This window comes from Ruania albidiflava DSM 18029, from assembly GCF_000421225.1.
Taxonomy (GTDB): Bacteria; Actinomycetota; Actinomycetes; order Actinomycetales; family Beutenbergiaceae; genus Ruania; species Ruania albidiflava.
On sequence record NZ_ATWL01000011.1, the window covers coordinates 103,006 to 117,977 of the forward strand.

A 14,972-nucleotide genomic window follows, 5' to 3' on the forward strand; every position below is an offset into this window, starting at 1 on the left:
CCTAGGAGTTCTCGCATGGGCACCCGTCCACAGTCGGAACGCTCACTAGCAGCTTCCATCGCTGCCCACGAATCATGGGCCAACACCGCCGACCGAGCCGCCCGAACTTCCCGCGCCCGCCGAGCGCTGGAGCAGAAGTTCCTCGACCAGGCCGGCGGCGATCCTCTACGCGCTGAGAGCCTGCGGAAGGCGTATTACAAGCGGCTTGCACTGAAGTCTGCACGCGCCCGCCGGCGTGCAGCCGAGCTGACCGCCGAGGCCACCACCGCCGATGCCGAACTGACCGCCGCCGGCGGTGGTCGCATTGCTTGAGCTGACCCGCTCCGAATCCAAGCGTCCGAACCACGAGGGCCGCACCGAGGGAGAAGTACGCCCTGGCTCGGTTGAGCACGCGATCCGCCTCGCGCACAGCATCCTCGCTGGCGCTGGTGTCTCGCTCGCCCCGGCGAAGGTGACCCGGTTGTGCCGGGACTTCCTGCGGACATCGCCGCCGTGCACGTTCCGTACCTACATTGCGCGCAACGCTCGCAGCGTGCCGGTCCGGTCCCTGCCTGGCGGCGGCCGCGTCCCCGTCTGGCAGCTCGACCCGACCGGGAACACCGCGGTGCACAACGTGGACCCGAGCCCAGCGGTGGAGGTGAGCGCCAGTGCGTGAGCAAAGCCGCCCCGACGACGACCAATATTCGGTGGACACATTGTTTGGGAATTCCGCGGTGGTCACCTTTGCGCCACCTACGCCGCACTCATGCACTTCAAGCATGGCGTGTGTAACGAATGCTCCGGCAATTGACGGCAAAGGAAAGGCCCGGAGCCACACTCCCCGGGCCTAATCCCTGAAGGCTAACCGCCTCCGCAACGTGTAAGAACAGGATAGCACACCCTATGACCGATGAGCCCCAAGTTGAAACCGCTCCGCCCGAGGATGTATTCACATGGCGGCAAGCGATCCAGGGATCAAACCTCCCAATCCAAACCCGCTATACAGGGACGATCTTCGCCCAATACGCGAAATCGCCATCCGAAGTATGGGTGTTCATGGACCGACTAATCGCCCATGTCGGACTCAGTAAGAGGCGGACACAAGACCGTCTACGTGAGCTGACTGACGGCGGATGGCTGATCGAGACAGCATCGGCGCACACGGGACGGTCTCGACGGTTCGCGCTGCGGGTGCCGGTCGGTGCCGTGCTCCGCCCCGGCGTGAACGTGGAAGTCACCCCCGATGGAGCCCGGTACGTGAAGCCCGAGGATGCCGGAAGGGTAGACAGTTCCGTCCACCCTTCAAGGGTAGACAGTTCTGACACATCCCCTGGAAGGGTAGACAGTTCTGACACCGAAGGGTGGACAGTTTCGGCACCGAAGGGTGGACAGTTCTGTCTACCCGAAGCAAAGCAGAAGCGAAGCGAGAAGCAAAGCAGCGTGTTCGACGGCGACGCTCACACGTCACCGCCCGCGCACGGCACCCAGGCTGCCGCTGCCGCCGACGCTGCCGCTCGACAAGCAACCTCACCGGCCGTAGCCAACCTCACCGCTGATCCTCACGAACGTCTCGTAGCGGTCGCTGCCGCGACCGAGGCTGGGGACGACACGCAGCCCACGAGCTGGTCTGCCATGACACCCGAGCAGAAGCAACAGTTCATCGCTTGGGAGAACAAGCGCCGCGGCAATAACCCGATTCGCCAGCCGGAAGGATTCATGCGGAACCTCACCGCAGAAGAACGCGCCGAGAAGATCGCCCAATTCTTCGACGGCCAAAAGAACAAGCCGACATCGCTATGGGACCAATTGGAAGAAACGCCCATTGAAGAATGGCAGCCCGGTTACGAATGCGAAGCTGTCGCCGACAGGCTCGGAATAGAACCATGCGGCGAAACCTGGAACGACCTGCTGGAACTATTCCGCCGCAAACACGTAAAAGGCCACGCGCCTCAACTGAACCGGTTATTCATCGAAGACATTCAAGACTACTACCGGCAGCAGCACACGAACTGGTGCCCCTACTGCGGCAACGCGAAAGACGCCCCTCACGAGTTCAACTGCCCGAACCGTGACGGCAACCCCGGCAGCGCCCGACCCAAGTACTGCCACTCATGCCGCACCGACATCTGGACCGGCACACACACCACCGACTGCGCCACCAACAGCTAGGAGATAGACCGATGGTCACATTCACACGCAGCCCCAAGGGCAAGCACCACCTCATCCCCCGACTCGACTACCGGGACCAGAAGATGCGGGAGGTAGTCCAGTGGCATCACCTCCTGTCGAGCGCCGACAAGCTCGCTAGTGACACCGGCTGGAACATCCGAGCTTTCTGGGAGGCGGTCGAGGATGGGGACTTCCCGCGAGCCGATCACGTCTTCCGCGGAGCTGTCCAGGCACACCTAAACGCGCGTACCGATGGTGAAGTGTTCATCGAGCGCCCGGAGGCCAACCATGGGTAGTCACCACGAACTTGATGTGTGCGCAGGCTGCGGGCTGGTTCGGCGGATGCACGGAACCGGGCTTGCGGGCTGCACCACGTTCACGCCCGCCCAGGATGACGTAGAGGGTGCTGCCGCCACTGAGGCCGCCAGGGAGCACTCCATGCACCGGGAACGCGCCTACAAGGCGCTCAGGCGGGCCGTGGCGTCGTGGCGGCTGGACGAGGCGCGCCGGCTGCTGGAGGACCTCATGGGGGCCGAGCGGTGAGCCGGCAGCCCGCCGCACTCGACCCCGAGCAGCAGCGATCACTCGACAACCTGTATTCAGCCGCGGCTGACCTCGGACAGTCCGGGACACCCGTTCCATGCACCCGCTCGAACTGGGCGGCGTGGACAGCCGACGATCCCGAATCGCAGGCGTTCGCGGCAGCTCACTGCGGCGGATGCCCGCTGCTCAGCATGTGCCGTGCCCACATCGACCGATGGCCCGAGCCCGTCGGTGTTTGGGCGGGCAAATTGCCTAGCGAAAGGAAGAACAAGTGAAGACCTGCACGAAATGCGGTCAGACCAAACCGCTCGAAGCCTTCTCTAGGCGCGCGTCGAGCAGCGACGGCCGAGCGTATCAGTGCCGCGAGTGCGTCAAGGCCTACAGGGCCGCTAACCGGGAACGGGACGCGGCGCGCCAGGCCACCTATCGTGCCGCGAACCGGGAGAAGATCGCCGAACGCGACGCCGCCTACCGTAGGGCTAACCGGGAGGCGATCCGCGCACGGTACGCCGCCTATTACGAGGAGACGGTCCGCGCACGGTACGCCGCGGCTGCGGAGCGCTACAGCACCGAGGGCGCGTTCCCCATCCCTGTGGAAGTCCTCGCCCACCGGGTCGGATATGACGGCGCCCACCACCGGGTGCGCCGCTGCTACGGTCCAGCCCGGTCTCACCCATGCGCCGCCCTCGGGTGCGATCGTCCGGCCGAGGCATGGGCACTAGTGAACCCTGTGAGTGAGTACGTACATACCGAATGGGTGAAAGATGCTCGCAACCCCGACCGGCCACTACGGCGCATGTCTTATAGCGCGAATCCGGCCGATTACAGGCCCCTTTGTCACGGCTGCCATATCCGCCTCGACGTACACGGGCAGAACATCATCAAGGGAGTAACAGCATGAGAGCAGCACCATCGGAAGGCGCCGATATCCCCGAGGCGTACGTGATCAAGTACGACCGGTACCACGCCGTCGTCGAATGCGTCTACTGCGGCAAGCCACACACCCACACACTGAACCACGCGGGGCAGCAGCGTTTCATGCCGCACTGCTCAATGTTCCTATCCGCCGACGACCGAGCAACGGGTTACCGGTTCTTCACCAACTCACGAAAGGCTATGAAATGAATACCGCACGCGATACTTACCAGGCCGCCCAGGCCGAACGGCAAGAACGCGAACGCATCGCCCGAGAGAAAGCCACCCAACTGTCCCGGCCCGCGAACGAGCAAGTAGCAGCCGACCTGGTGGCACTACAGGCCGCCACACGTGCCCACATGGTCGAACGCGCCCGCCGCACCGGCGCCAGCGCCGACCGGCTCGCACAACTCGAAGCACTCACACCGGCGGCACCCAGGACCGGGAACGTTGTTATCGACCCGGTCACCATGCAACCCGCCAACACCAACACCGACGACCAGGAGGACTGAACACCATGACGACGACCACGACTGAACTGGACAAGCTGACCGCCCAAGCCGACCGGGCCGAAGCCGCCGCCACCAAGGCACGGGAGAAGGCCGCCCAGCTCCGGGCGCAGCAAGAGGCTGCCGAACAGGGACGACTCGACGCACGACGAGTCGAGGTAGAAGCATGGGACCAACAGCGCGCCGACACCTTCGAAGCCACGTTCGCCGCCGAAGTTGACCGCACCCGGGAACAGTTCCACCAGGCCGTAGCCGCCGGTGAAGGCATCCACGCCGCATGGGTTGCCTACGTGACCGCCCAACGCCTCGCGTACCTCGAGGCCGACCGGATCGGCCGCCAGGCAGCAGCCCGCACCAGACGCACCTACAAGCACTGGGAAGCACAATGTAAAGACTGGAACCGGGAACTATCCCACCTGCGGCAGGCCGATGCTGCCGGGCAGGACGTACTAGCCCGTCTCGCGGACCTGAACACGCAGATCAACACCGCCACCCAGGACACCCCCGCACCCGCTACCCGGCCCGCAGCGGACCTGTCCCCGGTCGACGTGCTGCTGCTGCGGGTACCGCGGGTGATGCCTTCCGATGACGAACGCCGCACCCGTGACCTCGAGGCACGGTTCGGGGACACCCACTATGCCGCCGCCTATGACCGGGCAGTGGCCGCAGCGGTGGCACCCGCCGAGGCAGCCCACCACACCGAGGTTGCCGCAGCCCGCACCCTGGACGCCTGAGGACCCATGTGGCCTGGCACCGTGACCACACCCGGGCGGTGCCAGGCCACCCCAGGGGCACACAACACACCCCCAGGGGCCACCCCGCAACACCACCCCACCCACGAACACACACCCCACCCCACCAACCCGGAGGACGGGGCCGAGGGCAGGTGCGAGGTTCCTCGCAGCATGCAGGTCACCCGCAGCACACGGACGCCAGCGTCACTCTGCTGCTGCTTGATCACCCCGGCGCTGTCTGTGGCCGCGGGTAGGAACAACCAACACCGACCGGAACACAAACACGATGCACAGAACAACGTGGCAGCAACACAGTCAACGTGGCAGCACACCAGCACCGGCAGCACACCCCAAACCGGGCGTGTCACCACCCCACAAACCGGGTGTCACCAGGCGTCAAACACCAACAGCAGGTGTCGCCAGCATGGCCGGTGTCGAGCTAGCACTAGTGCACTGCCGCTGACGCCACAGGTGCCCGCCCCAAGTCTCAGGCGACCCCCAGGGGTGGTTACCCTCCCCCACTCTCCTGGTCGCTCCCCGTGCATAGCGAAACATTTCACCCGCCGCTAAAACAAAGGACCCTTGACGGAGGTTTTTCCGCATGATTCCGCCGTTTTGGGTGTTTCAAACTCGACCCTAAATGGAAGAAGGAAGGTTCAATCATGGAGCATCGTTCGAAGGTGCCTGCCACGCCGCGTGGTCTGGCTGCTGCTGGTAAACGACTCTGGCAGTCGGTGACCGAAGAGTTCGACCTGGCTGAGCATGAGTTGGCAACCCTGGAGCAGGCTGCCAGGACGCGGGACATGATCGCAGTGTTGGACAAGGTGGTGTCTGATGATGGGCCGCTGTCGCCGTCCTCGCAGGGGGTGCGGGTGCATCCGGCTATCGCGGAGGCCCGGCAGCAACGGTTGGCGTTGGCCCGGTTGCTGGTCACGTTGGGTGTTCCTGGTTTGGAGGAGGACGAGCTGCCGCGTGCCCGGTCGGTTCGTGGTGCGTATGGGATGCGTGCACGGTGAGGCGGCGGCGTGGAGTTGATCGGTCGCTAGTGCCGGGGAGGTTGCGGCGGTTCGACCCGGAACAGTGGCCGTCGTTTGAGGCGTGGCGGGCTGCGCGGTTGGAGTTTCACGAGGCGAATCCGGGCGCGTGGCCGGATGTGGTCGCTGTGTTGCAGGGGTCTCGTAATGCGTGGTTGAAGCTGGGTGGGTTGTTGCCGATGCACCCTGGTGTGGATGAGTGGGAGGTGGACCGGTGAGGCGTAGGCGTGAGCGTGTGCGGTCGCGTGTGCCGGAGCATTTGCGGGTGTTTCGTGCGGGTGAGTGGCCGGATTTGGAGGCGTGGCAGGCTGCCCGGGCCGCGTATTGGCAGTCTCACCCGGAGGCGTTTAGGCATTCGTTGGAGTTGTTCGCGGGGTGGGCGAATGAGTCGGCCCGTGCTGCTGGTCGCCCGGTGCCGTTACCGGAGTATGACCGGTGAGTCATCCGTGTCACGTTGGACCGGTACCGGCCCGCGTGAGGGTGCATCGCGCCCGCGCACGCGCGGGAAGGACGCTAGAGGTCTTCTCCTGGGGGAGATCTCTAGAATCGCGCCCGCGCACGCGCGGGGAGGACATCGCCAGAGGTCTGGCGATTCGAGAACCTCTCAATCGCGCCCGCGCACGCGCGGGGAGGACTGGACAAGGTAGCGACGAGACTTTGTCCTCACCTATCGCGCCCGCGCACGCGGGGGAGCACCTGCCTACGTGCCCGTGCGCAGACGTTCCACTAGATCCGCGTCGAATCCCGCCGCTTCGGCACATTCGGCGCACATGTAGACGCCGGGGCCGCTGGGATGACCATGTGCTTCTGCCAGTGGCACGTAACGGGTCCGGCACTCGGCATAGAGTCGCTGCTGCTCCCTGTCGTCCTCGATGTCCTCGCGTTCGGCCCCGTAGGGGGACCGGTAGAGCCTCCCGTCCGTACCTTCGACGTAGAGGTTGTCTATGGGTGGTTCCGCGTCGGGTCGCCACATCGCGAGCTTTCCGCGGTGGATGCGGAGCTGTAGTAGTCCCTCGCGCTCTAGTTGGTAGGCGGCGCGTCTGAGTGCGGCAGCATCTGATGCGGTGGAGCCTGCGGGTGTCACGTACTGACCCTTCGCGCCCACGTTCTCGATGCGCTCCAGTATCTGCCGCTGCCGTACGCCGTGACCCCTGCTCATGCTCCACTCCTAAGTGTTACGGTGAGTGATTTGTGACAGCGTAACACTTAGTGTTCACGCCGCGATCCCGTGGCGGCACAGGGCACAACATGCTGGCCCGCGTGGCTCACCGTGCTCGCACGGTGAGTTATCCACAGCCCCGGCGGAGGTCGGCGGGGAACCTCCACCGATAGGTGAGTGGAGGCCAGCAGCCAGTGCCGCATGGTCTGACCTGCGAGAACGCACCGCCCACAACACCCCGGCGACCCGTTGCCGCGTCTCAGACCGCCGGGCAGCGTCCGCAGCCTCCCGCAACGGGCGGGCAGCCTCCACCAGTGCCACCAGGGCGCGCTTAGACAGCCTCAGCCATGACGGTGTGGGCCGACCGTCCACGATGCCGCCACGACGCCAGGAAACGACGATTCCGAGGTCTTCCAGCACGTGCAGGCACCGGCGGGTCCAGCGCAGCGACAACCCGGCCCGCTGCGCGATCTGCGGCTCGGTCACGTGCCCCTCGCCGGAGCGGTCCGGGAGGCTGTCGCAGAGCGCTCTGAGTACGCTGCGCACCCCTTGCCATTCGCGGCCGGATAGGTCACCCCATCCGGCGCGTGCCAGGGACCGCAGCAGCGACGGGACGGGCCAGTGTGGGGTGGGAGTCATAGCCCGATCACCGCCGCCAGGGTGAGCGCGCAGAGTGAGCAGAACACGATCCCGACCAGCGCCGACGCCGCCCGCCGCATCATCGGTCCACCCGCTGCCCGTGCTGGCCGTCGTGCCCTACCGGACGTGTGCAGGTCCGCGGGGAACCAGTCAACCCGCGCTCACGCCACGAGACACCACAGAGTGCAGGCTGCGGCGAGAACGGCTTGTACTCGACACCCTGCGCCTTCAACTTCCCGAGGTACCGCCAATGGTCCGGGTCGTCGATACCCAACGTGTGGGCGATCGTGCCGACCTGGTGGGCGGTGAGCGTGTCCTTCTGCCGGATGATCTCCGCCGCGAGCCTCGCAGCAACCTTCACGGCCGCGTCGGTAGGGTGGTACCGCAGGTGGTCCACGTCGAGCGGGTCGGACTCGATCACCAGCGTGACAACCGAGCCGTTGCGGCCGTACGTGCCATCGCCAAAGTCAACGACAGGGAACGGACCGCCGAACGGGTCCGGTGCCAGCACGCCGACGTGCTCCCGGCCCTCGAAGTCGTGCCAGGTGGCACGCCTGCCGATGTACTCACTCGGTGCGGCCACTGTGGCTAGGTCGATCGTTCGCCTACGATGTTCCATGGTGCTGGTCCTTTCAGCGCCGGCCCCGTTCGGTGAGGCGATCACCGGGCGGGGCACTTGTTCTGTTGGGCCGGGAAGGTGATTTCTCACCCGATAACCCGGGCCACAGCGCTAGAGGAAGCGTTGCCAGATCAAGCCGTTACCGACGGGCTGCACAGCGCCGATGCGGCCCGCACCCCCAAGATGCCCGGTGAGCCGCCGCGAGTGCAGCCGAGCAAGAAGGTCGCCGAGCACTGGGACGCCGCAGGCGAGCGGGTGGTCGACTGAGGCCCCCGATGGGCGCATCGCGTATACCAAGCAGTAGCCTGCACGGCATGCTCGCCTCATGGCGACGACGATCAAGGTGAGTCCGGAGCTGCGCGATCGGATCAACCGCGATGCGCGGGCCCGGGGGTCACTGCTGCGGGTTTGATCGAGCGGCTGCTCGATGCGCACGAGCGACGAGCGCGCATGGAGGAGTTCGGACGGGCGTTCCGCGGCGCCGATGCGGCGTGCTGGGACGAGTTCCGGTCCTGGGACGTGACCCTGGACGACGGCACGCCCGGTGAGTGACCTGCATCGCGGAGACGTCCTGTGGACTGAGCTCGACCCGGTGCCCGGCCGCGAGCACTCCGGCCGCCGTCCGGTGCTCGTGGTCGCCAGCGACCTCTACCTCGAGCAGGCAGACTCACTCGCCATCATCGTGCCCGGGACCACGACCGAACGTGGCTGGCCGAACCACATCCGTCTGCGCGGTCCCGGGCTCCGGCTGCCCCGGCCGACGTTCGCGATGACCGAGCAGCCGCGCACGATCACCGGGACCGGCTCGTCGGCGACCTCGGAAGGGTCGACTCCACGACGATGCGGGAGGTGGACGGCTGGTTGCGGGACTTCCTCGCCCTGCCGTGACGAGAGTCGCACTCGCCTGGACCTTCTCTCACCGGCTGAGCACGTCCGCCAGGTCGTAGGCCACGGCGCGGTCCACCTGGTCCAGGGTGCACGAGCGCGGGTCCCGGTCCGGGCGCCAGCGCAGGAAGGTCACCGCGTGCCGGAACCGCATCCCTTCCAGCTGGTCGAACGCCACCTCCACTACGCGCTCGGGGCGCAGCGGCACGTAGGAGACGTCCTTGCTGGCGGAGAACCGGGACCGCTCAGTCTCCGCCGCCTCCACGCTACCCTCGGCGTCCCGGCGCACCAGCGGTTCCAGCTCCTCGACGAGCTCCAGTCGGCGGGCGTTGGTGAAGGCGGCGATGCCGCCGACGTTCACCAGCTCACCGGCCTCGGTGTACATGCCCAGCAACAACGAACCCACCCCCTGCCCGGACTTGTGCACCCGGTAGCCGACCAGCACGGCCTCGGCGGTCCGGCGGTGCTTGACCTTGATCATCGCGCGCTTGCTCGGCTGGTAGGTGCCCTCGCGCGCCTTGGCCACCACCCCGTCCAGCCCGGCGCCCTCGAACTGGGAGAACCACTGCTCGGCGAGCGCGGCGTCGTCGGTGATTCGGGTCAGGTGGATCGGCGCCGCGGGGTCGATCCCGGCAAACAGCTCCTCCAGCGCAGCCCGGCGCACGTGTAACGGCTCCGCGGTGTAGCCGGTCTCGCCGAGGGCGAGCAGGTCGAAGGCGACCAGCTCTGCCGGGGTCTCCTCAGCGAGCCGGGTGATCCGGGAGGCCGCCGGATGGATCCGCTGCGAGAGCGCCTCCCAGTCCAACCGTTGGGCACCGGGCTCGCCGCTGCGCACCACGATCTCGCCGTCGATGGCGCACGTGGGCGGGAGGTGTTCGCCGAACGCCGCCACCAGCTCCGGGAAGTACCGGGTGAGCGGCTTGGCGCCACGGGAGGCGATCTCGATCTCGTCCCCGTCGCGCAGCACGATGCCGCGAAAGCCGTCCCACTTCGGTTCGTAGAGGTAGCCGCCCTCGACGGCGTCCGGCGCCGGGATCGTCTTCGCCGCCTTGGCGAGCATGGGCTGGATCGGCAGGTCCAGGGGCAGGTCCATCCGGTCACAGTAGCCTGGCTGGCCGACGGCGTCGCGCACCTGCCGTAGGCTCGGTCACCGTGGACAAGGACATGCAAGGCCTCTCCGAACGGATCCTTGCCGAGTACGCCAACCGCGGCCTCGGGGACGTCGAGCTCGCCTCGGACCGCGCCCTGCACCGGTACAGCCGCGCGGGCCAGGACGGTGCGGAGAACCTCGTCGACAAGGCGTTCGACGCGCTGGACAGCGGCGACCGGGACCGCGCCCGACGGTATCTGGCCACGGCGTCACGGTTGCCGTACGACGACCGGGAGCGATCTCACCCCTTGGCGTGGACCGTGCACATGGAGCTGTTCAACATCGTCTCCGACACCGTGGAGCACTCCGATGAGCGCGATACCCGCTGGTTGGACGTAGCGATCGACCTGCTCGCCCACTCCGACGAGACGGCACGCACTGAACTGCGCGATGTGCTCAAGACCATCGATCACGACTATCGGCTCGGCAAGGCGGAGAGCCGTACACTGCGCGCGGCGATCGGCCGGGTTCCCGAGCAGCCATCATTGCCAGACCAGCGGCTGAGCGAGAGCGCGCTCGCGGAGAGCGCGCTGGTGGTGGTCGAGCTCTGCCGCGCCTACCACGAGGCGGTGGAGCACAGCACCGGCGGTGCTACAACCTGACGGCGCCGATCACCTCGTGCGCGACCGTGCCACCCGGTCCTTCTCCCAGCCGGGAGCGGACCAGCTCGACCTGGTCGGCACTCCACTGCGGTCCGGCGTAGACAGCGAGCGCCCGGGCCAGCGGACGCAGATCGAGCTCGCGGGCCCGGCGGCCGGACCGGGCGACGGTCAGGTGCGGGCGCGGTGCCCGCTCGGGCTCCGACTCGGCCAGCGGTGCCTGCGCGCAGTCGGTCATCAGCAGACGCAGCCGCGCCACGTCGCCTGCCACTCCGACCCACAGGTTCCGGGAGGAGAACGAGCCGGCCCCGCGCAGCGACAGCTCCATGCTGCCCCACCCGGCCACAGCGGAAGCGAGCATCTCCTGCACATCCCAGGCTGCGCCGTCGGGCACCTCCCCGTAGAAGGCGACGGTCAGGTGCAGCTGCTCCGGTGGTACCCAGCGCAGCCTGTCCCCGGCTCCTGAGCGCAGCGCTGCCAGGGCGCCGTCCAGGTGCTCCAGCACGAATCCAGGCGGGCGGATCGCGGCGAACAGCCTCATGGCCGCAGCCTAGGCGAGCGCGCGACGCAGCACCTCGGGCACAGCCTCGCGTGGCACCTGCCCGAGGATCACCAGCGTCGCCAGACCATGGACGAGGGCCCACAACCACCGCCCGGTCACCTCGGCCGGACCGGTGAGCACGCCGGCCTCGATCGCCGCCACCACCAGGCGCTGCAGCAGCTGCTCGTGCCGCGCCGCCTGGCTCGACAGCTGCCCCGCACCGGTGCCGCGATTCAAGACCGGGTCGAAGACCAGCGCGAACCGGGACGGGTGCTCGGCCGCCCAGTCGACGTAGGCCAGACCGGCGGCCAGCAGGTCAGCTGCCGCGTCGGTGCCGGTGACCGCATGCTCCTGGGCGTCGATGAAGCTCGCCATCCAGCGGCGGGCAAGCTCGGTACGCAGCCCGTCCTGGCTGGCGAAGTGCTTGTACGGAGCGGCGTGGCTGTTGACAGCGCCTACTTTATCGGATCGGACGAGAGAGGACACCGAGCAGGCTGATGAACGCCGTCCCGACCGCCGTGCTGCGCACTCCCCTGCTGCACCGGCTGCTCAGTGGGAGGTACCTGCTGCTCACCTTCACCGGGCGCAGCACCGGGCTGCTCGGTCACCTGGTGCACGGTGTACCCGGCTACCGGCGTGCGGCTGGCCTTCGGGCCAAGCGGGGCGGCCGGGTGAGCGCGGCGGAGCTGGTCCGCGCGGTCACCGAGGAACGTCGCGTGTTCGCGGTGCAGGTGCTGGCGTGACGGCGCACGAGCTGGTCGTCCTGGCCGCGCTGGTGCTGCCGGGCTTCACGGCGTGCGCCGAGTTCGGCTCCTACGCGTTCGTGCACCCGGTCATCCGCCGGTTGCCGACCGAGCACCACGTGACCGTCGAGCAGGGACTGGTGCGCACCTTCGGGCACTTCATGCCGGTGGCCATGCCGCTCTGCCTGGGGGTGCTGATCCTGTGGGCGAGCCTGGTGGGCGTCGGCGTGCTGCCGTGGCTGGCGGTCGGTCTGTGGGGCCTCGGGCTGGCGACCACCGTGGCGGTCAACGTGGGGCTCAACCGGCGCACCGCCCGCACCAGCGTCGCCGAGGTGGCCGAACCTGCCTGAGCGAAGATGCGCCGGCGGTGGGAGGCATTCCAGGCGGTGCGTTCCTGGGCGGCGTTCCTGGTGGCATTCGTGCTCACCTGCGGGGCAGTCGTGGAGAGCTGATCGCTTCGGCCGCACCATGACCGGCACCACGGCCGTCGCGCGGGGCGGAGACTAGGGTGGCCTGATGCTGCCACGCGAGGTGCGCCGCGCCACCGCCGACTACCTGCGCGCCGCCGACCGGCTGCTGCCCGGCCAGCTGGTGGGCTGCTACCTGGTCGGGTCCACGGCTCTGGGTGCCTACCGGCCGGGCCGCAGCGACATCGACCTGATCGCCGTGCTCGATGACGGGCCACTGACCGGGGACCGGCTGCGGCGCCGGCTGCGGATGCTGCACGCCGCGCAGGCGCCACGGGTGCTGGCGGCCGCTGCGCGGGCCGGTCGTCTGCACGCCACCTGCAACGTCGCGTTCGTACCGGCGGCGCAGCTGTCGTTGCCGGTGACGCAGATCGCGCCGGTGGCCTCGCACAACGGCCACGAGTTCTTCCCCAGCGCCGCTTTCGACGTGAACCCGGTGATGTGGCAGGTGCTGGCCGAGCGTGGCATCACCCTGCGCGGACCGGCGCCGCGGCACTGGGAGCTGGATCCGGAGCCGGAGGTCCTGCGGTCCTGGCTGGTGACGAACCTGGAGCGGTACTGGGCTGGGCAGGTGGCCAGGGTGCGCACCGGGTCCCGGCCGTTGCGACCAGCAGCAACGGAGTGGAACGTGCTCGGCCCGCTGCGGCTGCACGCGACGATCGCCAGCGGCCAGGTGCTGTCCAAGGACGAGGCCGGCGCCTACGGGCAGCAGCTGTTCGGTGACGGCAGCGGCATCATCGCAGTCGCGCGAGCGGTCCTGGCCGGCGCGCCGATACCGGATCGTCCACGACGGGCGCACTGGCGGGAGCTGACCGCCGAGACGATGGACGAGGTGATCCAGGACGCTTATTCGCTGGCCGCACACTGACCGCTGCTGCCAGGCTGAGCCGATGGACGACTCTGCCGAGATCCCGATGCCCGCCTCGGTGCCCGACGGATTGCACCTGGAGCTCTCCCGCGCCCGGGTGCTGTCGGGCAAGGATGCCGAGCTCGGCGAGTGGATGCAGATGCTGCACGACCGCTACGCCGAGTGCCAGCAGGCTCTGCCGGCCGAGCGGGCCGCGTTCGAGGCCACCTTCTCCCACACCGAGGAGGACGGGACGATCTGGATGTACCACCTGTCCCTGGTGGGCGAGGGCAGCCCCGGGCTGGACACCTCGAACCCGGTGGGTGCCGCGCACGAGGCGTGGGCACGGCAGGTGAAGGAACGCGGCTGGGAGGAGCTCACGCCGATGTTCCTGCTCGCACCGCCGCACATCCTGGACGCGCTGACCTCCTTCGGGCGCACCGGCAGCTGAGGCCCCTGGCGCGGATCCGGGCCGGGTCAGCCGGTGTGCTGCGCGCGGGCTGAGGAGTACAGGCACACCGTGGCGGCCATCGCCAGGTTCAGTGACTCGGCACGGCCGTGGATCGGGATACGCACGACGGCGTCCGCCAGCTCCCGCTCAGCCGCACCCAGTCCGTGGGCCTCGTTGCCGAACAGCCACAGCGTCGGGCGGGCCAGGTCCGCCCGGTACAGGTCTTGCTCCCCGCCCCCGTCGGCGGCGAGCACCTGCAGGCCGCGGTCGCGCGCGGTGCCGGCCATCTCGGCGAGGTCCACCTCGGTGACCACCGGCAGGTGGAACAAGGATCCGGCCGTGGAGCGGACCACCTTGGGGTTGTGCACGTCGACACTGCCGGCGGACAGCAGCACTCCGTCGGCACCGGCGGCGTCGGCGGCGCGGATCACGGTGCCCGCGTTGCCGGGGTCGCGCACCTGCGCCAGGGCGGCCAGCAGCCGGGGCGGATGGTCGGCGGCGAGCAAGTCGGCAGCAGTCGGCTCGACGATCTGCGCCACGGCGAGCACACCTTGGGCGTCCTCGCTCATCGCGGCCAACACCTCCGGGGAACAGAGGTGGGTGTACACGCCGGCGGTGGTGGTGGCATCGGTGACCTCGGGATAGCGCTGCGCGGCCGCCACGGTCAGGTACACGTCGCGCACCCGCTCGGGTGTGAACCGCACCGCCTCCCGCACCGACTGCGGGCCCTCCACCAGGAACTGCCCGCGCCGGGAGCGCACCGAGGTGCGCGCCAGCGCCGCGACCGCGCGCACCCGGTCGGCCCGCGGGTTCGCCATCGTCACCTCACCACTCACGCCGCCCATTCTCCCCTCTCCCCCGCCTCGCGAACGCCCCGGTTCGCGACGTAAATCGATACAGCGGCCGCAGAGCAGAGCGTTCGCGGTACGGGGGTGGGCACACACGCGACGGCGCCCCACCTACGAAACAGGTGGGGCGCCGTCCTACGC

Annotated in this window: 21 protein-coding genes and 1 pseudogene; 16 read left to right on the forward strand and 6 right to left on the reverse strand. The window is 68.2% G+C overall.

The annotated features are described in order from the left end of the window. Positions 1-15 precede the first annotated feature (15 nt). The 9 genes from K338_RS25190 (at position 16) to K338_RS22695 (ending at position 5,865) form a co-directional block, all read left to right on the forward strand. Positions 16-312 carry a hypothetical protein gene (locus K338_RS25190; protein ID WP_022918697.1) on the forward strand — a complete coding sequence of 99 codons (297 nt, stop codon included), beginning with the start codon at positions 16-18 and terminating at the stop codon, positions 310-312. Beyond that, a complete protein-coding gene (locus K338_RS0113475; RefSeq protein WP_022918698.1) occupies positions 305-655 on the forward strand; it encodes a hypothetical protein in 351 nt (116 codons plus the stop codon). The genes K338_RS25190 and K338_RS0113475 overlap by 8 nt, the downstream gene beginning before the upstream one ends. 764 nt (positions 656-1,419) lie before the next feature. Beyond that, a complete protein-coding gene (locus K338_RS25625; RefSeq protein WP_157612431.1) occupies positions 1,420-2,148 on the forward strand; it encodes a hypothetical protein in 729 nt (242 codons plus the stop codon). Between the two features lie 342 nt (positions 2,149-2,490). Continuing rightward, positions 2,491-2,691 carry a hypothetical protein gene (locus K338_RS25865; RefSeq protein ID WP_022918700.1) on the forward strand — a complete coding sequence of 67 codons (201 nt, stop codon included), beginning with the start codon at positions 2,491-2,493 and terminating at the stop codon, positions 2,689-2,691. After that, positions 2,688-2,966 carry a WhiB family transcriptional regulator gene (locus K338_RS26625; RefSeq protein WP_169579556.1) on the forward strand — a complete coding sequence of 93 codons (279 nt, stop codon included), beginning with the start codon at positions 2,688-2,690 and terminating at the stop codon, positions 2,964-2,966. Before K338_RS25865 ends, K338_RS26625 begins: the two co-directional genes overlap by 4 nt. 622 nt (positions 2,967-3,588) lie before the next feature. Beyond that, on the forward strand, positions 3,589-3,816 hold the full coding sequence (locus K338_RS25630) for a hypothetical protein (RefSeq protein WP_157612433.1): 228 nt from the start codon (positions 3,589-3,591) through the stop codon (positions 3,814-3,816). Next, the gene (locus K338_RS25635) at positions 3,813-4,118 is read left to right on the forward strand and encodes a hypothetical protein (RefSeq protein WP_157612435.1); all 306 of its coding nucleotides are present in this window, start codon (positions 3,813-3,815) and stop codon (positions 4,116-4,118) included. Before K338_RS25630 ends, K338_RS25635 begins: the two co-directional genes overlap by 4 nt. 5 nt (positions 4,119-4,123) lie before the next feature. After that, positions 4,124-4,849 carry a hypothetical protein gene (locus K338_RS0113495; RefSeq protein ID WP_022918702.1) on the forward strand — a complete coding sequence of 242 codons (726 nt, stop codon included), beginning with the start codon at positions 4,124-4,126 and terminating at the stop codon, positions 4,847-4,849. 680 nt (positions 4,850-5,529) lie between these two features. After that, positions 5,530-5,865 (forward strand): hypothetical protein, encoded by a 336-nt coding sequence (locus K338_RS22695; RefSeq protein WP_040653940.1) that lies wholly within the window; start codon positions 5,530-5,532, stop codon positions 5,863-5,865. A 718-nt stretch (positions 5,866-6,583) separates the two neighbouring features. Here the strand turns inward: K338_RS22695 and K338_RS25640 are convergent. Both K338_RS25640 and K338_RS0113515 read right to left on the reverse strand, forming a co-directional pair. Beyond that, positions 6,584-7,042, reverse strand: a complete 459-nt coding sequence (locus K338_RS25640; protein ID WP_157612437.1) for a hypothetical protein — start codon at positions 7,040-7,042, stop codon at positions 6,584-6,586. A 718-nt stretch (positions 7,043-7,760) separates the two neighbouring features. Beyond that, the gene (locus K338_RS0113515; RefSeq protein WP_157612439.1) at positions 7,761-8,300 is read right to left on the reverse strand and encodes a hypothetical protein; all 540 of its coding nucleotides are present in this window, start codon (positions 8,298-8,300) and stop codon (positions 7,761-7,763) included. Positions 8,301-8,423: 123 nt separating this feature from the next. Between K338_RS0113515 and K338_RS25645 the strand changes: the two genes are divergently transcribed. After that, positions 8,424-8,567: a hypothetical protein gene (locus K338_RS25645; protein WP_022918706.1), complete on the forward strand. Its 144-nt coding sequence runs from the start codon at positions 8,424-8,426 to the stop codon at positions 8,565-8,567. A gap of 277 nt (positions 8,568-8,844) precedes the next feature. Then, positions 8,845-9,084: pseudogene (locus K338_RS26630) on the forward strand (type II toxin-antitoxin system PemK/MazF family toxin); the annotation flags it as partial. 132 nt (positions 9,085-9,216) lie between these two features. Here K338_RS26630 and K338_RS0113530 read toward each other — a convergent pair. Further along, positions 9,217-10,278: an ATP-dependent DNA ligase gene (locus tag K338_RS0113530; RefSeq protein WP_027286829.1), complete on the reverse strand. Its 1,062-nt coding sequence runs from the start codon at positions 10,276-10,278 to the stop codon at positions 9,217-9,219. A gap of 59 nt (positions 10,279-10,337) precedes the next feature. Here K338_RS0113530 and K338_RS0113535 point away from each other — a divergent pair, with 59 nt between their 5' ends. Continuing rightward, complete coding sequence (locus tag K338_RS0113535; protein ID WP_157612441.1) at positions 10,338-10,937, forward strand: hypothetical protein; 600 nt, start codon at positions 10,338-10,340, stop codon at positions 10,935-10,937. Here the strand turns inward: K338_RS0113535 and thpR are convergent. Next, positions 10,927-11,475, reverse strand: coding sequence for an RNA 2',3'-cyclic phosphodiesterase (thpR, locus tag K338_RS0113540; protein ID WP_022918709.1), 549 nt, complete (start codon positions 11,473-11,475; stop codon positions 10,927-10,929). The genes K338_RS0113535 and thpR overlap by 11 nt on opposite strands. A gap of 9 nt (positions 11,476-11,484) precedes the next feature. After that, positions 11,485-11,961, reverse strand: a complete 477-nt coding sequence (locus tag K338_RS0113545) for a TetR-like C-terminal domain-containing protein (protein WP_157612443.1) — start codon at positions 11,959-11,961, stop codon at positions 11,485-11,487. Positions 11,962-11,972: 11 nt separating this feature from the next. On the opposite strand from K338_RS0113545, the gene K338_RS0113550 reads away from it, so the two are divergent. The 4 genes from K338_RS0113550 to K338_RS0113565 all read left to right on the forward strand — a co-directional run bounded on the left by K338_RS0113550 (position 11,973) and on the right by K338_RS0113565 (position 13,983). Continuing rightward, positions 11,973-12,218, forward strand: coding sequence for a hypothetical protein (locus K338_RS0113550; RefSeq protein WP_022918711.1), 246 nt, complete (start codon positions 11,973-11,975; stop codon positions 12,216-12,218). Continuing rightward, the gene (locus K338_RS22705) at positions 12,215-12,568 is read left to right on the forward strand and encodes a hypothetical protein (RefSeq protein ID WP_022918712.1); all 354 of its coding nucleotides are present in this window, start codon (positions 12,215-12,217) and stop codon (positions 12,566-12,568) included. Before K338_RS0113550 ends, K338_RS22705 begins: the two co-directional genes overlap by 4 nt. Positions 12,569-12,734: 166 nt before the next feature. Beyond that, on the forward strand, positions 12,735-13,553 hold the full coding sequence (locus K338_RS0113560) for a nucleotidyltransferase domain-containing protein (protein WP_022918714.1): 819 nt from the start codon (positions 12,735-12,737) through the stop codon (positions 13,551-13,553). 22 nt (positions 13,554-13,575) lie between these two features. After that, positions 13,576-13,983, forward strand: a complete 408-nt coding sequence (locus tag K338_RS0113565; protein ID WP_022918715.1) for a DUF6176 family protein — start codon at positions 13,576-13,578, stop codon at positions 13,981-13,983. Between the two features lie 26 nt (positions 13,984-14,009). Here K338_RS0113565 and K338_RS0113570 read toward each other — a convergent pair whose 3' ends face one another. After that, complete coding sequence (locus K338_RS0113570) at positions 14,010-14,828, reverse strand: TrmH family RNA methyltransferase (RefSeq protein WP_027286831.1); 819 nt, start codon at positions 14,826-14,828, stop codon at positions 14,010-14,012. Positions 14,829-14,972: the final 144 nt, after the last annotated feature.